The 20,677-nt window shown below is 60.9% G+C and carries 20 protein-coding genes; 6 read left to right on the forward strand and 14 right to left on the reverse strand.

What is annotated here, in order from left to right:
- Positions 1-24 precede the first annotated feature (24 nt).
- From ACVWYF_RS16650 to hutU, 9 genes are all read right to left on the reverse strand, one after another.
- A complete protein-coding gene (locus ACVWYF_RS16650; RefSeq protein WP_457070037.1) occupies positions 25-2,655 on the reverse strand; it encodes an MGH1-like glycoside hydrolase domain-containing protein in 2,631 nt (876 codons plus the stop codon).
- A gap of 103 nt (positions 2,656-2,758) precedes the next feature.
- Entirely contained in the window at positions 2,759-3,700 is a 942-nt protein-coding gene (locus ACVWYF_RS16655) for a phosphatase PAP2 family protein (protein WP_457070039.1), read from the reverse strand.
- A gap of 62 nt (positions 3,701-3,762) precedes the next feature.
- Complete coding sequence (locus ACVWYF_RS16660) at positions 3,763-4,101, reverse strand: HepT-like ribonuclease domain-containing protein (protein ID WP_457070041.1); 339 nt, start codon at positions 4,099-4,101, stop codon at positions 3,763-3,765.
- Positions 4,091-4,393 (reverse strand): nucleotidyltransferase family protein, encoded by a 303-nt coding sequence (locus ACVWYF_RS16665; protein ID WP_457070043.1) that lies wholly within the window; start codon positions 4,391-4,393, stop codon positions 4,091-4,093. The genes ACVWYF_RS16660 and ACVWYF_RS16665 overlap by 11 nt, the downstream gene beginning before the upstream one ends.
- Positions 4,394-4,461: 68 nt before the next feature.
- Complete coding sequence (locus ACVWYF_RS16670) at positions 4,462-5,151, reverse strand: hypothetical protein (RefSeq protein WP_457070045.1); 690 nt, start codon at positions 5,149-5,151, stop codon at positions 4,462-4,464.
- Positions 5,152-5,447: 296 nt separating this feature from the next.
- On the reverse strand, positions 5,448-6,209 hold the full coding sequence (locus tag ACVWYF_RS16675; protein WP_457070588.1) for an NADPH-dependent F420 reductase: 762 nt from the start codon (positions 6,207-6,209) through the stop codon (positions 5,448-5,450).
- 129 nt (positions 6,210-6,338) lie between these two features.
- Positions 6,339-6,956, reverse strand: a complete 618-nt coding sequence (locus tag ACVWYF_RS16680; RefSeq protein ID WP_457070047.1) for a hypothetical protein — start codon at positions 6,954-6,956, stop codon at positions 6,339-6,341.
- An 87-nt stretch (positions 6,957-7,043) separates the two neighbouring features.
- Complete coding sequence (locus tag ACVWYF_RS16685) at positions 7,044-7,616, reverse strand: hypothetical protein (protein WP_457070049.1); 573 nt, start codon at positions 7,614-7,616, stop codon at positions 7,044-7,046.
- Positions 7,617-7,661: 45 nt separating this feature from the next.
- Entirely contained in the window at positions 7,662-9,428 is a 1,767-nt protein-coding gene (gene hutU, locus ACVWYF_RS16690; protein ID WP_457070051.1) for a urocanate hydratase, read from the reverse strand.
- 148 nt (positions 9,429-9,576) lie between these two features.
- On the opposite strand from hutU, the gene ACVWYF_RS16695 reads away from it, so the two are divergent.
- Entirely contained in the window at positions 9,577-9,849 is a 273-nt protein-coding gene (locus ACVWYF_RS16695; protein WP_457070053.1) for a hypothetical protein, read from the forward strand.
- A gap of 77 nt (positions 9,850-9,926) precedes the next feature.
- Here ACVWYF_RS16695 and ACVWYF_RS16700 read toward each other — a convergent pair whose 3' ends face one another.
- Complete coding sequence (locus ACVWYF_RS16700) at positions 9,927-10,739, reverse strand: DUF4097 family beta strand repeat-containing protein (protein ID WP_457070055.1); 813 nt, start codon at positions 10,737-10,739, stop codon at positions 9,927-9,929.
- Between the two features lie 226 nt (positions 10,740-10,965).
- On the opposite strand from ACVWYF_RS16700, the gene ACVWYF_RS16705 reads away from it, so the two are divergent.
- Positions 10,966-11,982, forward strand: a complete 1,017-nt coding sequence (locus tag ACVWYF_RS16705) for an MBL fold metallo-hydrolase (RefSeq protein ID WP_457070057.1) — start codon at positions 10,966-10,968, stop codon at positions 11,980-11,982.
- 30 nt (positions 11,983-12,012) lie between these two features.
- Here the strand turns inward: ACVWYF_RS16705 and ACVWYF_RS16710 are convergent, their stop codons facing one another.
- Positions 12,013-12,918, reverse strand: coding sequence for an arginase family protein (locus tag ACVWYF_RS16710; protein ID WP_457070059.1), 906 nt, complete (start codon positions 12,916-12,918; stop codon positions 12,013-12,015).
- 184 nt (positions 12,919-13,102) lie between these two features.
- On the opposite strand from ACVWYF_RS16710, the gene ACVWYF_RS16715 reads away from it, so the two are divergent.
- From ACVWYF_RS16715 to ACVWYF_RS16730, 4 genes are all read left to right on the forward strand, one after another.
- Entirely contained in the window at positions 13,103-13,612 is a 510-nt protein-coding gene (locus tag ACVWYF_RS16715) for a hypothetical protein (RefSeq protein WP_457070061.1), read from the forward strand.
- Positions 13,613-13,745: 133 nt separating this feature from the next.
- Positions 13,746-14,480 carry a YebC/PmpR family DNA-binding transcriptional regulator gene (locus ACVWYF_RS16720; RefSeq protein ID WP_457070063.1) on the forward strand — a complete coding sequence of 245 codons (735 nt, stop codon included), beginning with the start codon at positions 13,746-13,748 and terminating at the stop codon, positions 14,478-14,480.
- 114 nt (positions 14,481-14,594) lie between these two features.
- On the forward strand, positions 14,595-15,689 hold the full coding sequence (locus ACVWYF_RS16725; RefSeq protein WP_457070065.1) for an acyltransferase family protein: 1,095 nt from the start codon (positions 14,595-14,597) through the stop codon (positions 15,687-15,689).
- 165 nt (positions 15,690-15,854) lie between these two features.
- Complete coding sequence (locus ACVWYF_RS16730) at positions 15,855-16,688, forward strand: FkbM family methyltransferase (RefSeq protein WP_457070067.1); 834 nt, start codon at positions 15,855-15,857, stop codon at positions 16,686-16,688.
- A 79-nt stretch (positions 16,689-16,767) separates the two neighbouring features.
- On the opposite strand, the gene ftsZ is transcribed toward ACVWYF_RS16730, so the two are convergent.
- The 3 genes from ftsZ to ACVWYF_RS16745 all read right to left on the reverse strand — a co-directional run bounded on the left by ftsZ (position 16,768) and on the right by ACVWYF_RS16745 (position 20,636).
- On the reverse strand, positions 16,768-18,276 hold the full coding sequence (ftsZ, locus tag ACVWYF_RS16735; RefSeq protein ID WP_457070069.1) for a cell division protein FtsZ: 1,509 nt from the start codon (positions 18,274-18,276) through the stop codon (positions 16,768-16,770).
- 104 nt (positions 18,277-18,380) lie between these two features.
- Positions 18,381-19,793: a cell division protein FtsA gene (gene ftsA, locus ACVWYF_RS16740; RefSeq protein ID WP_457070071.1), complete on the reverse strand. Its 1,413-nt coding sequence runs from the start codon at positions 19,791-19,793 to the stop codon at positions 18,381-18,383.
- 84 nt (positions 19,794-19,877) lie between these two features.
- Complete coding sequence (locus ACVWYF_RS16745) at positions 19,878-20,636, reverse strand: cell division protein FtsQ/DivIB (RefSeq protein WP_457070073.1); 759 nt, start codon at positions 20,634-20,636, stop codon at positions 19,878-19,880.
- Positions 20,637-20,677: the final 41 nt, after the last annotated feature.

Raw genomic sequence — 20,677 nt, forward strand, 5'->3', positions numbered from 1 at the left:
TAAAAGTCCCCCTCTACTTTGCTACTAGGCCTTGTGCAGCAGGCGCACCACCAAGCCGGTCCAGCCGGTTTGGTGGCTGGCCCCGAGGCCGTGGCCGTCGTCGCCGTGGAAGTATTCGTGAAAGAGCAGGTTGTCGCGAAAATGCGGGTCCGTTTGGTGGATTTCGGTGTCGCCCAAGGCGGGGCGGCGGCCGTTTTCATCCTTTAGGAAGAGGCGGGCGAGGCGGGCCGAGAGGGCATCGGCCACCTGCGCCAGGGTGTGCAGCTGGCCCGAGCCAGTGGGGTATTCGATGATAAATGCCTCGCCGTAGTAGGCGTGGTAGCGTTGCAACGACTCGATAATCAGGTAATTGACCGGGAACCACACCGGGCCGCGCCAGTTGGAGTTGCCGCCGAACATATCCGAGTCGGCCTCGCCCGCCACGTAGGCCACCGAGAAGCTGTCCTTTTCGCCCATATGGTACCAGTATGGGTTGTCGAGGTGGTAGCGGGAGAGCGAGCGGATGCCGAATTCGGAGAGGAATTCGGTTTCATCGAGCATGCGGGTGAGCACGCTGCGCAGGCGGCTCTGGCGCAACAGGCCCATGAGGTGGCGTGCGCCCTGGCCGGGCTCCTGCCAGCGGCTCACGAGCGCGGCCAGGGCCGGGCGGCGCTGGATGAGCGCCAAGGCCCGGGCGTAGAATTCGGGCACGGTTTGCAGCAGCTCGTCGTCAATGACTTCCACGGCAAACAGCGGAATCAGGCCCACCATGGAGCGGATACGCAGGCGGGTGCGCGAGTCGTCGGGGGCGTGGAGGACGTCGTAGTAGAACTGGTCCTCGTCGTCCCAGAGGTTAAAGTGGCCGCCGCCCCCGCGCGTCATCGCATCGGCAATGTAGAGGAAGTGCTCGAAGAACTTGGTGGCCATTTCCTGGTACACGGGCGTGGTTTTGGCCAGCTCCAGGGCCATCCGCATCAGGTTGAGGGCGAACATGGCCATCCAGCTGGTGCCGTCGCTCTGCTCGATTTTGCCGCCGGTGGGCAGCGGGGCCGAGCGGTCGAACACCCCAATGTTATCCATGCCCAGGAAGCCGCCCTCGAAGATGTTGCGCTCGTCGCGGTCCTTGCGGTTCACCCACCAGGTGAAGGTCATGACCAGCTTCTGGAATACGGCTTCTAGGAAGGCGGTGTCGGGCTGCTCGTGCAACTTGCGGTCCATCTGGTACACACGCCAGGTGGCCCAGGCATGCACGGGTGCGTTCACGTCGCTGAAATGCCACTCGTAGGCCGGCATCTGGCCGTTGGGGTGCAGGTAGCCATCCTGGCAAAGCAGACGCAGCTGCTGCTTGGCGAAGGTGCTGTCGACCATGGCCAGCGGCAGGCAGTGGAAGGCCGAATCCCAGGCCGCGTACCAGGGGTACTCCCACTTGTCGGGCATCGAGATGATGTCGGCATTGTGCAGGTGCCGCCAGGCGCAATTGCGGCCTTCGAGGCGTTCCTTGGGCGGGGCCGGGCGGGCGGGGTCGCCGTCGAGCCACTGGCTCACATCATAGTAATAAAACTGTTTGCCCCAGAGCATGCCGGCGAAGGCCTGGCGCTGCACGTTGCGGGCATCGGGGTTGGTGAGGCCCTCCTGGATGCAGTCGTAAAACTCGTCGGCCTCCTGGCGACGGGTGTTAAAGAGGTGGTCGAAATCGGCAAACGCGGCTTCGTGGGCGGGCTGGCTGAGGCGCAGGCGCACGGTTTGGGGCTGGCCGGGCTCCACGGTGAGTTGGTAGCGGGCGGCGGCCTTGGTGCCGGTGTGGGCGGGGTTCACGGCCGTGGCCTGGCCTTCTACTACGTACTCGTTGATGCCGTCTTTGAAGTAGCGGTGGGCCTTGTTTTTCTTCTTGCGCTTCTTACCGAAGAGCGTGGGGCTGGTTTCGTTTTCGCAGAACAGCAGCTCGGCTGGTTGGTCGCAATAGAGCTGGTAGCGGCCCAGGTCGCGGTGCTCGGCGGCGATGGTATCGACCTGAGAGCGATGCATTTCGGGGCGGTGGTCGTCGTAGCCCAGCGTCCAGGTGTTGCGAAACCAGAGTTGCGGCAGCACCGTGAGCGGCGCGGCTTCGGGGCCGCGGTTGTGGATGGTGAGCTGGATGAGCAGGTCCTGCGGGCCGGCTTTGGCGTATTCAATGAAGACGTCGAAGTAGCGGCTTTCAGAAAAAACACCGGTATCGAACAGCTCGAATTCGGGGTCCTGGCGGGTGCGGGCGGCGTTTTCGGCCCGCAGTTCATCATAAGGAAAAGCGGCCTGCGGGTACTTGTACAGCATCCGCATGTAGGAGTGCGTAGGGGTGCTGTCGAGGTAGTAGTACTGCTCCTTCACGTCCTCGCCGTGGTTGCCCTGGCCGTTGGTGAGGCCGAAAAGGCGCTCCTTAAGTTGGTTATCGTGGCCGTTCCAAAGGCCGATTCCGAAGCACATGAGTTGCTTATCGTCGCTGAGGCCGCCGAGGCCTTCCTCGCCCCAGCGGTAGGCGTAGGCGCGGGCCATGTCGTGGGTGATGTAGTTCCAGGCGTCGCCGTTGGCGCTGTAGTCTTCGCGCACGGTGCCCCACTGGCGCTCGGTGAGGTAGGGGCCGAATTGCTTCCAGTCGGTGGTCTTGTCGCGGGCTTCGGCGAGTCGTATTTGTTCTTGCATTACGGGGACTAATTCAGGCCAGAGCGCATGGCGCTGCGGGCATTAAAGCAGGCTTACGCAAGGACTGGGGCTAATGGCCGGGACGCGGACTACAAAGTCCGCGCTACAGCGCCCGCGTCAGGCGCACGCCGCCGTAGGCGTACCCGTTCAAATTCAGGCCCTGCACCGGCACCATGGACACGCCTGAGCGGTGCAGCTTTTTGTAGAAATGCAGCGCCACCAGGCCCACCGCCGCCCCCACCCCCACGCCCACCGCCGAATCGGTGAAGCGCTGCGGGGGCACGAGGGCGGGGTCGAACACCGTGTCGTTGCGGTGCAGGCGCGGCACCATGACGCCCACGGTGGCCCCCACGGCGTAGCCCACCAGGTTGTCGGTCAGGAAGTGCTTGCCGGCCCGGATGCGGTAGAAAGCCACCACGGCGGGCACGGCGGCGGCCACGCCCCACACGTAGGGCTGGGCTCGGGAGCCGGGGTTGAAATCGTGGAAAACCTGGGCGGCGAAGAAGGTGGCGGTGGCCGTGTGGGCCGCGTGCCCGCCAAAAAACGCATCGGTGGCCACCGGGCCGTGGCGCAGCTCGCCGCCCTCGGGGCCGTAGAGGTAGGGCCGGTAGCGGTACACGGTGCCCACGGTGAGGGTGAAAATGGCGGCCGTGCTGCTCATGGTTTCAAAATAGAGGCCGGCCACCTGCCCGTAGCGGCCGTGTACGTTAGGCTGGAAGGCCAACAGGGCCGGCACCAGCGCCAAGGTGCCGTAGCAGAAGCCGTCGCTGATGAGTTGGGCGTGCTCGCTGTAGCGGCCCGCAGAAAACCGGTCGATGGCGGGGACGTTGGCGGGGTCGAGGGCAGCCAGTTCGGCATCGGTGGCGGTGCGCTTGTGCTGCACCAGCAGCAGCCCGGTGGCGCTCAGGCCCAGCAGCCCGGCCGTGAGCGGGGCCTCGACGGCGAAGCGGGTGGTGTAGGGCGAGGGGGCCTGCTGGGCGCGGGCGGCCGGGCCGGCGTTGAGCAGGATGGCCCCGGCGAGGAGTAGCGTAGGGCAATGCTTCATGGGGGAGCACAATAAGCCAGTTACCGAACCAGCCTAAGCAAGGTACGCGGCCATCGGACAGATTAGCCGTTTAGCAGTTCATCAACTTCCTGTTTCAGCAGCGGCAGGTGGCGCACCACGATGCCCCAGACCATTTCATCGGAAACCGTGTCGTAGCCATGGATGATGCGGTTGCGGGTGGCAATAATCTGGCGGGCGTTGGAGAGCTGAAACGTGGGGTCGGCTTTGAGGATGCGGCCCACGGCTCCGCCCATTATTTCGAGGTTGCGCTCGGTGGCGCGGCGGGTGCGGGTGTCGGCCTGATAGGCGGCAAACAGCATGGGCTGCCCCGCGAAAAAGCTTTCGATTTCGAGAATGGCCTGCTGCACGTCGTAGAGGCAGGCGCGGATGTCAACGCTCATAAATCACCTGCTGCGTAGCCTCCACCTGGGCGCGGAAATAGGGGTTGCGCAAGGCCTGCGCTTCCAGCAAATCGACAGGCCGCTGCAATTCTTGCTCTAGAGCGAACTTGAGGGCCAGGTAATTATCGGCGTAGTCCTCCACCGGCATCGGCTCGAAAGCGGCCACGAAATCCACGTCGCTCTCCGGCCCGAAGGCGGCCGTGAGCACGGAACCGAACGCGGCCAGGCGCTGGACGTGGTACCGACGGCACAGGGCGGCAAGGGCGGGGCGGTAGGCGGTGAGGGGGTGCATTGTGAAATATTGCTTCTAAGGTACAAAAGCAACGCGGGGAGCTAAGCAACTTGTATTTGCATAAATGCCTAGCTTATCCAGAATTGCAACGATAAGTCCTCCTCCCATCCTTTGTCTGTTTTCTTCATGAATATGGCCCCTCCCCATCCATCCAAGTCACCACGGTATTGTTGAACAAAGAAAACAGCACGCTGACCATCCAATGAGAAGACAACATCTGATAATTCAACAATGCCGTAACAGTGCTTGTATTTTTTGTAAAAAGACGTCCACCCACCCTTACGTTTAAAGGTATTCCAGTCGTGCTTAAACCCATATTGATTGCCACGTATGAACTTGTCATGAGGCTCTTCCACCTGGGGAATTTGATGTTTTTCTTTTAAAACAGAATTAAGCCTAATCAGCATTTCACCAACCTGTCTATCTCTAATTAATATTTGGCCTATCCCCCACGGGTACGATAACCAAGACAAAGGCTCCCACCCTTTAGGCTGGACATAGGTTTTATATATTTCATTATTTTCTAGGTTTCCATTTAAGTAGTCGCGCAAATACTCTATATCAAAATCTAATTTGCGTCTTCCACTATCAAGGGGCATTAGCACAACGTTCTCGATTCGCTTATGATAAACGGAATCATATTGAAATATGAATTCCGAAAAATATGCTGAATACACTTGTGCCTTTGTGTTAGAATGCTGAGCTATTCCAACTCTTGTACTGAACCAACAAAGGAGAAGCAGAATGCAGTGTTTCATGATTTTTCTTTTTATCCGGATGTGGTTTAGGCTTCACTAACCACATGATGCTAGATAGAAAAGAAATTCATATAACATCTCCAAATACATAGAAAAGAGCGACGATTCGAGTGCGGCGCAAGCTACTCCAGTTTCTCAAGAAGCAGCTACTAGGAACGGCCGAGGGGCGAGCAGGAGTACCAGATGGCTGCTAGCTGCCAGGTTAGCGGCTATGGCTACCTAATCGGGCACAAAAAAACGCCATGCCGGACGTAGCCGGGCATGGCGTTTTTTTTGTGGATTTATCCGGCAGGCGGCTATTTCAGCGAGATGCCTTGCGCCGCCATGGCCTCTTCCGCCTTGGCCTGGTTGGCCATATACTCGGCGTGCTGGGCCTCGGTGCGGGTGCTGCCGAGGCTGGCGAAATGCTCGCGCAGCTTATCGGCGGGCAGGTCGGCCCCGTACGACGGGGTGCCGGGCTGCTGCCGCCACGACTCGTGCAGGGTGCCGTCGTCCACGGCGTCGAAGCCTAGCTCCTCTACCAGGGCCATTACTTTCTGTTTGGCGGCAGCATTGTCGCCGGCCACGGGCAGGGAAATGCGGCCGGGCGTGCCGGCGGGCAGGCCTTTGTTTTGGAGATGGTCGGCGTAGATGTTGTTGAACACTTTCACCACCGGGTGGCCCAGGTGCTGCTGCACCCATTCGCTTTCGGTGAGGTCGCCATGCTCCAGCTCCGGCATCTGACCGTCGCGCAGCATGGGGTAATAGTTGCTCGTGTCGATGACGGGCACGTCGGCGGCCACGCCCTCAAATAGGCCTTTGGGCAGGTCGGGGATGTTTTTCAACGGGATGGTGACCACGATGATTTCGCCGTGCTGAGCTGCTTCGCGGGCCGTAACTGGGGTGGCGCCGGTTTTATCGGCTACGTCGCCCAACGTTTCGGGACCGCGCGAGTTGGCGATTTTAACCGAGTGGCCGAGGCTGGTGAGCCGTACGGCAAGGGCGCTGCCGATGTGGCCGGCCCCGATGATTCCAATGTTCATAGTGCGAAAGTTTGAGTGGGTTGCGCGGCGGCGAATTGCTGCCGCAGGTAGCTAAACAGTTTCGGCAGCTACTTGCTTTTTTTCGGTGGGAAGTTGCCTGGCCGGGCGGGAGACGCAAACTGGCAATCAGCCGCATCTGGGGTGAGGCGGTTGTTCCGCGCGGTGCTAGCAGGGGCTGAAAAACTCGACGGCCTGCAGCCTGCCATTCTGAAATTGCAGCTCCAGCGCGCCATCCTGCGGCACGTCTTTATCATAGAACGGCAGACTCATTATTTCGCCCGAGCGGCCAGGGCCCGCAGGCTTATCGGCCTCCTTGGCGGCCTCCGGAAAGAAGCGGCGGACGTCTTCCAGCGTGGTGTTTTGATTGAGTACCAGCTTACCGAGCTTGCCCTGGAACTTGCCCGACGTGACATCGAAGCTGCTTAGGATGGCCTGGGTGCCGCTCACCTCATACATCGTTTTGCCGTAGTACCACATGTCGCCGTCGGGACTGCCCATCGGAAGGCCGTCAAGGCGGCTGCCGCACTCCACGGCCCCTTTGGCGATGCGGTCGGGGCGGCCCAGCTGGCGCGTCAGCTGCTTGGTGGTCAGCTCCTCGTCGGGCAGGCCGATGACGATGACGATATTCGGGTCGATGTGCTCGGGGTTGGTGGCTTCCTCTTGGGCAGGTGCTGGTTGGGTTGGTACCGGGACCGTTGCGTTCGTAGCCGTGGGAACGGTTGGGTTGCTTTGGCAGGCAGCCAAGCACAGCACCAGGGGCGCTAGTTGCAACAGTTGTTTCATGGGGACTGGTAGATGGGTAAATTGAATTGGTGCGGCCGTTGGTAGCCATGACGGATTTGGTGCGAAAATCAAGTAATAAGCATGCACTCATTTAACTGGAAACTGTCGGGGCAGGCCAACGGAATCGGGATGCCAGTTCAACTCACGCCGCGCCCGCGCCCTTAGCGCCGTTTCGTAGACTTGCTCATTGAGCATATCGAGGCTGGCGGCGAACAACATACCCGTGCGCCGGTCATTTTTTTCCAGCAGCAGATAGCTTCGACGCCCCAGCCAATGCCACTGCTCCGGCACAGTGTCGGCCCGGGGCGGCCCGTAGCGAGCAGTCAAGCGATGCAATAGCTCATCATAAACTTCCGGTACTTTCAGTTGGGCATCAACGCCAATAAAGCGGCCCAGCCGAAACCAGTAGGTGAGCGGCACCCGCATCCCGGCAATGGTCGTGGTATCGCCGGGACGGCTATAGAGACGAGTCGTGCGCCAGCGTTTGCCAATGCCGGCAAACTGCTTTTCAAACCCTGCTACCTGTTCAGCTCGCACGCCAAATACCAGCCCGCCTACGCCATTGGCTTCGTCTAGTGCCAAAAGCGGCGCCTGCGCCGGCAGGGCGGCCATCAGCAGTACGGCGAGGACAAGCAGAGGTACAAAGCGAATACTCTTCATAGCATATGACTCCAAGACTTTAACTCATCGACGCTAATCCCGCTCCTATTGCAGCCCCGGAATCTTCGCGCCGCGCTCCCGCGCCACGTCCTGGGCCAGCTCGTAGCCGGCATCGGCGTGGCGGAAAATGCCCATGCCAGGGTCGGTGGTGAGAACACGCTTCAGGCGTTCGGCTTTTTCGGGGGTGCCGGTGGCTACGATGACCATGCCGGAGTGGGTGCTGTTGCCGATGCCCACGCCGCCGCCGTTGTGCAGGCTCACCCAGTCGGCGCCGCTGGCGCAGTTGGCCAGGGCGTTGAGCAGGGGCCAGTCGGCCACGGCGTCGGAGCCGTCCTTCATGCCTTCGGTTTCGCGGTTGGGCGAGGCCACGGAGCCGCAGTCGAGGTGGTCGCGGCCGATGACGATGGGGGCCGAAACTTCGCCCCGCGCCACGAGGTCGTTTATCACGAGGCCGAACTGCTCGCGCTCGCCGTAGCCGAGCCAGCACACGCGGGCCGGCAGGCCAATGAACGGAACTTTGGCCTGAGCCTTCTCAATCCAGCGGGCCAGTAGTTTATTCTCAGGAAACGTTTCGAGCAGGGCCCGGTCGATGCGCAGAATGTCATGCGGGTCGCCGCTGAGGGCGGCCCAACGGAAAGGCCCCTTGCCCTCGCAAAACAGCGGGCGGATGTAGCCGGGCACGAAGCCGGGGTACAGGAACTGGCCTTTTTCATCACGCACCTTGAGGCCGCCTTTTTCGGCCTGGCCGCGCAGGTTGTTGCCATAATCTACGGCAATGGTGCCGCGCCGCTGCATCTCCAGAATGGCCTCGACGTGCTTCACGATGGAGGCCAGCGCCTGCTTCTTGAACGCCTCGGGATTGGCTTCGCGCAGGGCCAGTACTTCGGTGATGTCGCCTTCGGGAATGTAGTCCATCAGGTCGTGAGCCGAAGTTTGGTCGGTCACGATTTCGGCGTTGAAGCCTAATTCCAGCAGCTGCGGCAGCACGGTGGCCGCATTGCCAGTAAGGCCCACCGACCAGCCTTGGCCAGCAGCTTTGGCGCGCTCGCAGATTTCGAGGGCGTGGGTGAGGTCGCGGGCCTGCTCATCGAGGTAGCCTTCTCGCACTTTCTGTTGCACCCGCTCATCAATCGGCTCGATGACGAGGCAGACGCCGTCGTTCATGGTCACGGCCAGGGGCTGCGCGCCGCTCATGCCGCCCAGGCCGGCCGTGACGGTGATGGTGCCGCGCAGGCTGCCGCCGAAATGCCGGTCGGCCATGGCAGCAAACGTCTCGTAGGTGCCCTGCAAAATGCCTTGCGTGGCGATGTAAATCCAGGAGCCGGCCGTCATCTGGCCGTACATCATTAGGCCCATTCGGTCGAGTTCGTCGAAGTATTCCTGGGTGCTCCAGGCGGGCACGAGGTTGCTGTTGGCAATGAGGACGCGGGGCGCGTGGGGCCAAGTCCGTAACACGCCCACGGCCTTGCCGCTCTGCACGAGCATGGTTTCGTCGGCCTCCAATTCCTTGAGGGTTTTGACGATGACCTGATATTCCTTCCAGTTGCGGGCGGCTCGGCCGGCCCCGCCGTACACAATCAGCTCATCGTACACGAGTGAAACAGCGGGGTCAAGGTTATTTTCCAACATCCGCAGGGCGGCTTCGGCTTCCCAGGTTTTGCAGCGCAGGGTGGTGCCGTGGGCCGCTTTTACGGTTTCTTCGGGCTTGAATTCGTAGAACATCGGGCGCTTGCCGTCGGGCTTGGGCAAGGCAGCGGAAAGGGAATTGGCTTCGAGGTTCAACTCGGCTGTTTGGTCGGTGGTGGGCGTCATGGGTGGGTGGTTTGGGTGGTGCGGCGAAGATAGGAAAATGTAGCGTGGACGTATCCAGCAAGAACTCCGCAAATCCGCGTATACAGCCTCCAAACACGCGCGGACTCGCAGTGTCCCTGCCGGATACGGCCACGCTACACTCGCCCCCATGAGCACTGACTATCAACCCATCGACTGCGGCTTTTATGATGCGCTGGAAGCCGCCGCCACCCAGCGCCGCCGCGTGGCCCTGCAATACTTCAACGACCTGCGCCAGCTTTGTCTGGATTCGGGCGTGATTGACACGTTTTTCATCCGCGAAAAAGTGGAGTTCATGCGCCTGAAATCGGGCGAGGAAATTCGGCTTGACCACATTATCCGACTTGATGACCAGCCTGCGCCGGGCTACGCCGACTACCCGGATTTCAGTTGCGGCTGCTGATACTGGTCAGCAAAAGACCGTCATGCAGCGCGTAGCATGACGGTCTTTTAAGTGCCCAATACCAACTCACTACGGTTCTAGTCCCGTCCCTGGTCCACGTCGATGCCGCCATTCGTGGTCACGGCGCGCACCGGAGCGCCGCCCTGGCCCAGGCTGGCCTCCACTTCCTTGTGGAACATCCCTGATTTGGTTACCGGTAGTTGCGTGCGGATGCCGCCCATGTTGGTGCTGGTGTAGAGCTTAGCCGAATACGTGCGGGGCAGCTTCCAGTGGATGCCGCCGTTGGTGGTGCTCACGTCCAGGCCTTTGCCTTCCCACTTGCTGCCGCTGAGGGTGATGTTGACGCCGCCGTTGGTGGTTTCGCCCTTCACCTGGCCGCCCAGGTTGGCGAGGTTCACGCCGCCGTTGGTGGTTTCGAAGGTGATGGCCGACTGGAGGTTATCGAGGCTGATGCCGCCGTTCACGGTGTTGAGGGCCAGGGCGGTGGTGCGGGGCACGAAAATCTCGTAGCTCACGCTCCAGTCCTTGTCTTTATCGGGGTCGGTGGCACGGAGGGTGCCGTTGGCGGGGGCAATGGTGATGCGTCGGGCACGGGCGGCCGCTTTTTCCTCTGTGGCAGCCCACGCCTGCACTTTCACGCGCACCCGCACATCGGGACCGTCCCAGCCGTGTACCGTGATGCCGCCGTTGGGGTCGGCATCCACGTTGAGCGGCCGGCCAACAGGGGCCTCGAAGGCCAGGTCCCGGGTTTCGCAGTAGTTCTTCAGCTGCTTGTAGCTGGCCCAGCCGCCATCCTGGCAGTTCAGCTTGAAAACGGGGGCGGAAGGGGTTTGGGCAGCGGCGCTGAGGGAGGCGCAGGCCAGGGCCAGGGCAGAAATCAGGATTTTCATGGGGGTTGGGAATGAAGGTTGGGGTGACGAAGAAAAGATGCGCGGCCAGCCGGCCCGGTTGCCCGCTGAAGCAGCCAACACGATGATTACCGGGCTTCGGCCAATTCGTTACAGCAGCTTACCGAATTATTTTTCACCCTACCCGGAAGCACTCAAAGGAGCGTAAAACACATCCCGCTGGCCAAATCTGCGTACAGATTTCTTCCACCAACCCTGTTCCTGCCCTATGGATACCCTAGCCGCCGGCGTCACCCAGCTTCGCATTCAGCGCTTTGTCAACGTTTATTTCGTTGAAACCGGCACCCCCGGCGAGTGGGTGCTGATTGATACCGGCCTGCCCGGCAGCAAGAAAACCATCCTCGCCGCCGCCGACAAGCTGTTCTACCCCGGCTCCCACCCCGAGGCCATCATCCTCACCCACGGCCACCTCGACCACCTGGGCTCGGCCAAGGAGCTGGCCGACCACTGGAACGTGCCCGTCATCGTGCATCCGCTGGAGCTGCCCTACGTGACCGGCCAGGCCCTGTACCCGCCCCGCGACCCCACCGTGGGCGGCTCGCTCGCCTTCATGAGCCGCTTCTTCCCCACCCAGCTGCCCAACCTCGGCGGCCGGGTGCAGGCCCTCGATGCCGACGACCCCAGCACCCCCTACCTCATGGCTTGGAAATGGCTGCACGTACCCGGCCACGCCCCCGGCCAGCTAGCCTTCTTCCGCGAGGCCGACCACGTACTGATTGGGGCCGACGCCTTCGCCACCTGCCACCACGACTCGGTACCCGCTATTCTGCTGGCCAAACCCGAAATCAGCCGCGCCGGCACGCCCTTCAACTACGATTGGGAAGCCTCGCGCAAATCGGTACAAGCCCTGGCTGCGCTGGAGCCCAAGGCCATTGGCTGCGGCCACGGCCCGGTTATCATCGGCCCGAAAGCGACCAGCGGCCTGCATCAGCTGGCCGATAACTACCCCATTCCTGCTCACGGCCGCTACGTAAACGAGCCTGCCCGCACCGATGCCAGCGGCGTGGAGCACCTCCCGCCCGCCCCCAAAGACACCCTGCCAATCAAAGCCGCCATCATCGGCGGAAGCCTGCTGGCGGCGGGCGCGGCGTGGCTGCTCACCGGTGGCCGACGCAAAATCAAGAAATCGAAAGCCCACAAAAAGGCCTACAAAGCCGCCCAGAAATCCGGCGCTTACAAGTCGCCTACTACCCCACCACTCTACCGGGGCGGGGTGGGGAGTTAAGAGTGATGAGTTAAAAAGTCCTTCCAACTCTTAACTCTTAACTGAATACGCCACACCCGTCAGATAGGCGGTGATGATGGTGGCGGCTAAGCGGGCGGTCTGGTTGTCGCGGTCGTAGAGCGGGTTCAGCTCTACGATTTCGAACAGCCGGACCGCTTCTTTTTGGCCCGCCAGGAACGCGGCTTCCACCGCCTGCCGGGGCGTGAAGCCGTCGGCGCTCGGGGCCGAAACAGCCGGGGCAAAGGCTTCGGCGCAGCCATCCATGTCGAAGCTCACGAAGGCGGGGTAAATGGCACGTTGCAGGGCACGGCTCACGTAAAGCGCTATGCCGCCCTCTTGCACATGGGCCAGCGGCACAATATGGGCCTGCTGCTGGTGCAGAAACTCAATATCTTCCCGGGTATTCAGGTTAGAATGCAGGCCGATTTCGGTGAACCGCTCGCCCGCCAAAAAACTTTCGCGCAGCAGCCGGCCAAACGGTGTGCCGCTGCTGATTTCGGGCCGGTCCTTCACGTCGGCGTGGGCATCGAAATTAATGCCGCCTACCGGCTGCCCATCATTCGCATCGAAAAGGCCGCGCACGGTGGAGTATGTGCCATCGTGCGAGCCGCCCAGTACCACCACGCGCGGGTATTGGCGCAGTAGCTGGCCCAGCCGCTCCCGGATGTGGGCGTGGTTCTGGGCGTGGTCGGGATGGCGCAGGGCGAGGTTGCCGGCATCGGCAATGCGCAGATTGTCGAGGCTGATGTCGTGCTCCAGGTTGTAGGTTTTGTGGTAGCGGCGCAGCTCACGGCGAATGGCGGCGGGCGCACCGGCCGCGCCGGCCCGGCCGCCTTCCAGCACGGTGCCAAAATCGAGGGGCAGTCCCACGAGGCACACGTCGGCTTCGGGCAGTTCGGTGGCGGGGCGGATGAGGTCGCGGAGGAACGTAGGCATGAGTCCAAAAGTAGCGCGCCGTCCGGCTTTCGGCCGGCGGGGCGCAATTGTTGCAGTAGGCCCGCCGAGAGCCGGACGCAAGCGGCTGGCCGGACCGAAGAAGCCAGCCGGCCGCTTATTCTTGGCTAACCGGCTCTCAAGCCTAACTTCGGTGGCCTTTTTCCACTTCATTCATCCTTCGCCCGTGCTATCTCCCTTCCCGCTTTCGCTGCTTTTGGTCACCGGCATCCTGCTACTGGCGCAGCTGCCAGCCGCACAAGCGCAGTCCCAAACGGCCCCAGCGTCTCTGCCCACATTCTACACCACCTACCGCTACACCGCCTACACCGTGTACGACACCACCAGCCTCGACCCGCCCACCCGAGTGAGCGGCGTAGGCGGCACCCTCGCCCTGCGCCCGGCCGGCACCTACGAAAAACGCCTGACTATCCCCGGAAATAACGGCCCAATGCTGTTCCGGCAGGACGGCACGTTCACCTTGGCCGGCGACAGCATCCGCTTCGCCTTCCACGACCAGAAAGGGGCCGATGTGCAGCGCGGCACCTTCCGCTTCGAGCCCGCCACGCAGCACCTCACCATCACCATCCTCGGCTACCCGGACGGCAACCGGGGCGTGTACGAGTTAGTGGCGGCTGAGCCAGTACCCCCCACGGTGGCCCCTTCCGCCAAAACCGGCAAAAAGCGCCGTCGCTAGTTTCTGCGGCGCGGCGGCATTTGGCTCCCCCCGCGCCTTCTGGCTAACTTGCGGCCCGTTTCGGCCCCGCTGGCCTACCAGCCCGCCGCCACGGCATTGTTAATTGCTCATTGCTAATTGTTAATTGACCTAAATGGGACGCGCGTTTGAATTCAGAAAAGGCCGCAAGATGAAGCGGTGGGATAAAATGTCGAAAGACTTTACCCGCATCGGCAAGGAAATCGTGATGGCCGTGAAGGAAAACGGCCCCAACCCCGACTCCAACGCTCGCCTGCGCGCGGCCATGCAAAACGCCAAAGGCGTGAACATGCCCAAAGACCGCGTGGAAGCCGCCATCAAGCGCGCCAGCAGCAAGGAGGAAAAAGACTACGCCGAAGTGGTGTACGAAGGCTACCTTCCCCACGGCGTGGCCATCGTCATCGAAACCGCCACCGACAACCCTACCCGCACGGTTTCCAACGTACGCCTCATCTTCAACCGCAACGAGGGCACGCTGGGTACCGCCGGCAGCAGCGACTACACCTTTACCCGCAAAGGCGTGTTCAAACTAGCCGCCGCCGGCCTCGACCGCGACGAGCTGGAGCTGGAGCTCATTGATTTCGGGGCCGAAGACGTGTACGAAACCACCGAGGAAGACGAGCACGGCGCCGAGCACAAGTTCATCGTCATCGAAACCGCCTTCACCGATTTCGGCCAGATGCAGAAGGCCCTCGAAGCCCAGGGCCGCCATGTGGTGAGCGTGAATCTCCAGCGCGTGCCCAACACCACCGTCGCCCTCACCGACGAGCAGCTGGAAGAGGTGATGACCATTATCGAGAAGTTCGAGGACGACGAGGACGTGCAGGCCGTGTACCACACCGTGGGCTAACTCACTGATAAACCAGCACTCTCACCGCACGTCATGCTGAGCGGAGCCGAAGCATCTCTACCGCGTAAGTAATTTATTTACTATTGCGGTAGAGATGCTTCGGCTCCGCTCAGCATGACGCTGTTGTTTCAAACGCCCGCCGCCATGCCACCCACCACCCGCCCCCTCGCCTACCGCCCCGGGCTGGATGCCGTGCGCGCCGTGGCCATTCTGCTGGTCGTGGTGGGCCACTGGACGCTGCCGTCCTTCCCCATGAGCCTCATGGGCAGCATGACGTTTTTTGTGCTTAGCGGCTACTTTATTTCGGGCATCGTCTGGAAGCAGCAGGTGTACGTGGGCGCGCCCGGGCGCTGGGGGCGGCGGCTGGGCGTGTTCTTCCTCCGGCGGCTGGTGCGCACGCTCCCGCCCTACTACCTGTCGCTGGCGCTGGGGTTTATGCTGCCGCTCGTCACGCTGCACCAGTATCCCGGCTGGTTTGTGGTGCCGGTGTCCAACCTTTTGTTCTACCGCTTGCAGCACTGGGGCGAAGGCGTGGGCCACTATTGGACCATGGCCGTCGATGAGCAATTTTACCTACTGTGGCCGGTGCTACTGGCCGTGGTGCCCAAACGAACGCGCTGGCTGCTGCTGGTAGCGGCCGGCGGCCTCATTTTCCGCATCGCCTGGAGCACCTGGGTCCGGCCCGGACTGGCCTTCGCCCTGCTCCCCGGCTGCCTCGATTTGTTTGCCGCCGGGGCCATCCTGCGCCACGTCGAGCAGCAGCCGGTGGTACGGCGGCTGGCCCGCTTCCAATGGGTGGCGCTGGCTTGGCTGGCCTGGGCCGCCCTCTGGGCCGTGCTTTACGTCACGGAGCTGCACTACACCTGGCTGCTCGTCTACGCCAGCGCGGGCTGCCTGCCCGCCGCCCTCACCCTCAACTGGGCGCTGCACCAGGCCACCCGCCCCGCCGCCGAAAACCGCCTGCTCACCGCCCTGCGCTGGGTGGGCCAGCGTAGCTACGGCTGCTACCTGTATCACCTGCTGTTGCCCGTGTTCTACCAGCGGGCCATCTATCACCTGTTTGCCGCCCCCGAAACCCGCCGCTTCTGGCTCAGCCCGCTGCCCACGGTGGTACTGCTGCTGCCCGCCATGCTGCTGCTAGCCGCCGCTTCCTGGCACTGGCTGGAAGCGCCGCTCAACCGCTGGAAAAATCGGCTGGCTTATTCCTGAGAGGCCGCCACCCCACCGGAAACCCATTATTTCGCCATTATATTTCCCCGCTGTACCGGCTTCAGGTCCGATTCCGGCCGGGGCTGCAACCAAAACCACTCGGCAAAACCTCCTACATTTGGCTCGCCAACCCCATTGCCGCGTCTAAATCCAGCCCCCACCATCATGCTCAACTACCTCATCAATTCCTTCAAGCGGAAAATGGCCCGCCGCATCACCCAAAAGCACCCCATGGTGCTCGATACGTTCGCCATTCCCGGCATCGGCAACGGGCAGGTGCAGTTTGCCAACTGGGAAAATCCGCTGGTTGAGAAGAAGGTATTCACCAAGGAAACGGTCGATTTTTTCAAAAAATTCCTCCACCCCGGCGACTTCGCCATCGACATCGGGGCCAACATCGGCCACACCACCGTGCAAATGGCCTTGGCCACCGGCCCCACCGGCCTCACCCTCGGCTTCGACCCCAACCCCTACGTCTTCGAAATCCTGCAACGCAACGCCACGCTCAACCCCGAGCTGGTGAATATCGGTGCCCACAACCTCGCCATTTCCGAGCAGGACGACGAGTTCTACTACAACTCCTCCGAAGCCTCGTTCAACAACGGCGGCATCTCCAAAACGCCGGAAAATAAACATGGCAAATATTCTCTCAGCACGAAAATAAAAGGCGTTAATCTTGAAGGATTTCTAGAAAAGGAATACCCCCATTTTCTCGATAAGCTCACGCTAATTAAAATCGATACCGAAGGCTACGACAAGGAAATTATCCGCTCCATCTCCGGCCTCATCACCAAATACAAGCCCGTCATAATCTCCGAATGCTTCGGCAAAAATTCCGACGAAGAGAAATTTGAGCAGTTTAATCTATTGGAATCCCTCGGCTATTCGCTGTTCTATTTCACTGACTTTATCGCTACCACAGATATTATTCCCATCAAACGAAAAGAAGATATGCTGAAGTACAAGCACTTCGATTTCTACGCGACACCCAGCGCCTAAAATATGGTAATTACGTTAAATAAGAAAGCCGCCGCTGAAATTTCAGCGGCGGCTTTCTTATTTAAATTCGACTGATTAATTAGTCCACATTATCGTGCAGAAACCGGTTATCGCCCAGCAGCTCATTATCATCCGATAAATTAAACCGGGAGATATTCTGGGCCGAACTGGGCTCTACGTTCTCCAGCTTTACCTGACGGCGCAGGTAGGCGGGCGTATCATACTGGCTAACTGCTTCGGGCGGCAGGCCGTTGCTCAGCTCCTGCAAGCGGCGGCGGCGCTCCAGCGCCTGGGCATCCATCGCCGGGCGCGGGCGATGAGCATCTGGGCCGGCGGCAGCGGCTGGCACGGCAGCGGCAGCGCTCGAAGTAAGCACGGGCTCGGTCGGGGCACTGGCCGGGATACCGGCCAGCGGTGGCGTATTGTGCGCCGACGGACCGTTCAAATCGTGCATCACGCGGGCAGGTTCTGGCGCGCCAAAGCTGGGCACAAACGGGGCCGAAGTAGCTGCTGCATTTGGCGCAGCTTCCGGTCGGGGCGTTTCAGCTACCGGGGCCGGGGCCACAATTGGCTCGTGCGAAGTGCTACCATTGCCCATCGTGGGCGTGGTGATAGAATGCGCGTCGCGGGCAAAACCCGTGGCGATGACCGTCACGCGGATGCTCTGGCCCAAGGTATCGTCGATGCCGTGACCGAAAATCATTTCGGCGTCCTGCCCGGCTTTCTCCTGGATGTACTCCGTGATTTCCGTCAACTCGTCCATTTCCAGCTCGTGCTCCACGCCCGACATGATGGAGAGCAGAATGCGCTGCGCGCCGTGAATGTCGGTGTTGTTGAGCAGCGGTGAGTTCAGGGCTTCCTCGGCGGCGCGGCGGGCGCGGTTTTCGCCTTCGGTCACGCTGCTGCCCATTACGGCGGCCCCGCTGTCCTTCATCACCGTTTTAACGTCTTCAAAGTCCACGTTCACATCGGCCGTCACCGTGATGATTTCGGCGATGGACTTGGCGGCTGTGGTCAGCACGGTATCGGCTTTGGCGAAGGCAGCGCCCATCGTCAGGTTGCCGTAAATCTGCGGCAGCTTGTCGTTGAGAATTACCAGCACCGTATCACAATGCTCGCTCAAGGCTTTGATGCCTTCTTCGGCCTGCTGGCGCTTCTTCTTACCCTCAAACATGAACGGGGCAGTCACGATACCTACCGTGAGGATGCCCAGTTCCTGCGCTACCTGCGCAATCACGGGAGCCGCGCCGGTACCGGTGCCGCCGCCCATGCCGGCCGTGATGAAGAGCATCTTGGTGCCTTGGTTCAGCAGGTCGCGGATTTGCTCCTTGCTCTCGATAGCAGCCTGGCGGCCGCGCTCGGGCTTGGCCCCCGCGCCGAGGCCTTCGGTGAGGTCGACGCCAATTTGCAGCTTATTGGGTACCGTGGAGCTTTGCAGCGCCTGGTGGTCGGTGTTGCAGATGATAAACTCCACGTCCTTGATGCCCTGCTTGTGCATGTGCTTCACGGCATTGGAGCCACCGCCACCAACCCCAATCACCTTAATGATGGACTTGCTCTGGGCGGGAATATCGAATTTGTAATTCATATTTTTGAATTATAAATCATGAATTATAAATTATAAATTATGGGTCGACCTATTTTAGTTGGGCCAATTCATAATTCATAATTTATGATTCATAATTTCTTTTCCTAGTAGGATTTATCGTCGTAATCGTCAATCAGCAGCCCTTTGGTGCGGGTGATGATGTCCTTGAAGAAGCGGCTGGCGGCACCGGGCTCCTTGGGTTTGGCCGGCTGCGGCGCGGGGGCCGGAGCCGCCAGCGTAGCCGCAACGCGCGTTTCTACCGGGGCAGGTGCGGCCTGGGCCACGGGTGCAGCAGCGGGCGCAGAGTAATAAGATGGCGTGGCCACCTGCTCCTCTTCGTAGCTGGGGCGCGTCACCTGGCGCTCGTCGAGCGAGTGGTAGCCCGACAGCACGAGGCCCACGGTGGTAGCATACATCGGCGACTTCACCGCCTCAATACGGCTCTTGCCGAGGTGCTGGTTGGGGTAGCCGATGCGGGTATCAAGGCCGGTGATGTACTCGGTGAGCTGCTCCAGGTTTTGGAGCTGCGAGCCGCCGCCGGTGAGCACGATGCCAGCCGACAGCTTGTCGTGCAGGCCCATGCGGTAGATTTCGGCATACACCAACTCCATGATTTCCGACATGCGGGCCTCAATGATGTACGCCAGGTTTTTTAGCGAAACTTCTTTCGGCGGGCGGTTGGGCAGGCCGGGGATGCTCACGATTTCGTGGTCGCTGGCTTCCTGGGCGATGGCTTTGCCGAACTTCACCTTCAGCTGCTCGGCCTGGCCGGGGGCCACGTTGCAGCCGGTTTTAATGTCCTGCGTGATGATGTTACCACCAAACGGCAGCACCGCCGCGTGGCGGATGATGCCGTCCTTGAACACCGCCAAATCGGTGGTGCCGCCCCCAATGTCAATCAGGGCCACGCCAGCCTCCTTCTCCTCCTCCGAGAGGATGGACATGGAACTAGCGAGGGGTTCGAGAATCAGGTCGGCGATTTCGAGGCCGGCCTTGGTCACGCACTTGTTGATATTGTTGATGGCCGTGCTCTGGGCCGTGATGATGTGGAAGTTGCCTTCCAGGCGCACGCCTTCGTAGCCCACGGGGTCGGAAATGCCTTCCTCGTAGTCCACTTTGTAGTCCTGCGGCATCACATGAATGATTTGCGAGCCGGGTTGGGTCACGAGGCGGTACATGTCCTGCGTGAGGCGCGCCACGTCGTCCGGCCCGATGGTGTCGTGCGAGTTGCGCGTGATGCTACCGTTGTGCTGGAGGCTCTTGATGTGCTGGCCGGCAATGCCGACGTTTACCACTCCAATGCTAATTCCGGACTGTTCTTCGGCCTGCCGAATGGCCCGTTTAATGGCGTCTACGGTCTTATCAATATTGAGCACGATGCCTCGCGAAACCCCTTCCGACACGGCTTTGCCCATGCCCAGGATTTCGAGTTTACCGAACTCGTTTTTGCGGCCCACCAGGGCGCAGATTTTTGTGGTACCAATGTCGAGCCCGACGACGATTTTGTCTTGTTGCATATGGAGCGGTGCTGGCGAGCAGTGAAGAAGCGGTGGGATTGGAATGAAAATTCAAGGCCTAACAGCCTATTTTTCAGCAAATTGCTATTCGCAAATAATCTGATTTTGGTATTCGACGTTTACGCGGTGGTACGTGTCCCACCCCAAAACTGACGGAATTTGACGGTAAAATACCATAAGCTTGGCGAATTTCTCCGAAATATTTTCGGGCAGCCCGAATTCGATACGTTGGTCGCCCACCTGCTGGGTGAACGAGACCTTGCCACCGGGCTCAATAAACACCTCCGAAACCTGTGCTTTCCAGAATTCATGCTCATCCACGTAGCGCAGAAACTCCAGGTAGCGCCGCCCGGTGCTGTCCTGGAAAAATCCAGTTGGCAGGCTACCCCCACCGGGCCTCGCCACCATTGCTACCCGGGCCGTAAACAGCGGCGAAAGCGGCAGGGCGTGGCCTTCGGCATCGACGTAGGTATCGAGGCGGGTATCGGGGTGCGTGAGGCGGGCGATGGGGCGATTCTGGCGCACGTCGGCGTGCAGGCTACCGGCGAGGTCACGGTACACCTGGGCGTCGCGCACAAAAGGATGGGCCTTTAGGCGGGCTTCGAGTACGCGCAGGCGTGGGCCTTCGGGCTGGGTGCCGAGCACGGGCTCCTTACCGCCCTTGGTGAGCAGGGCCGTGACGCCTCGCTCGGAGATGAAATAATTATCGAACTCGTTGGCAATGTTAACCTTCACGGCATTGACCGCGCGGTTGGACTGGCGCACGGCGGCGAAAGCGCCCAGCGCGCCCAGCACCAGCAGGCAGGCAGCGGCCACGAGTAAGTTTCTAACGGTGCGTTCCAAATTGGTGGATTAGTGGGGTTGTGGATTGATGGCTATGAGGG

Source organism: Hymenobacter sp. UYAg731 (genome assembly GCF_054061335.1).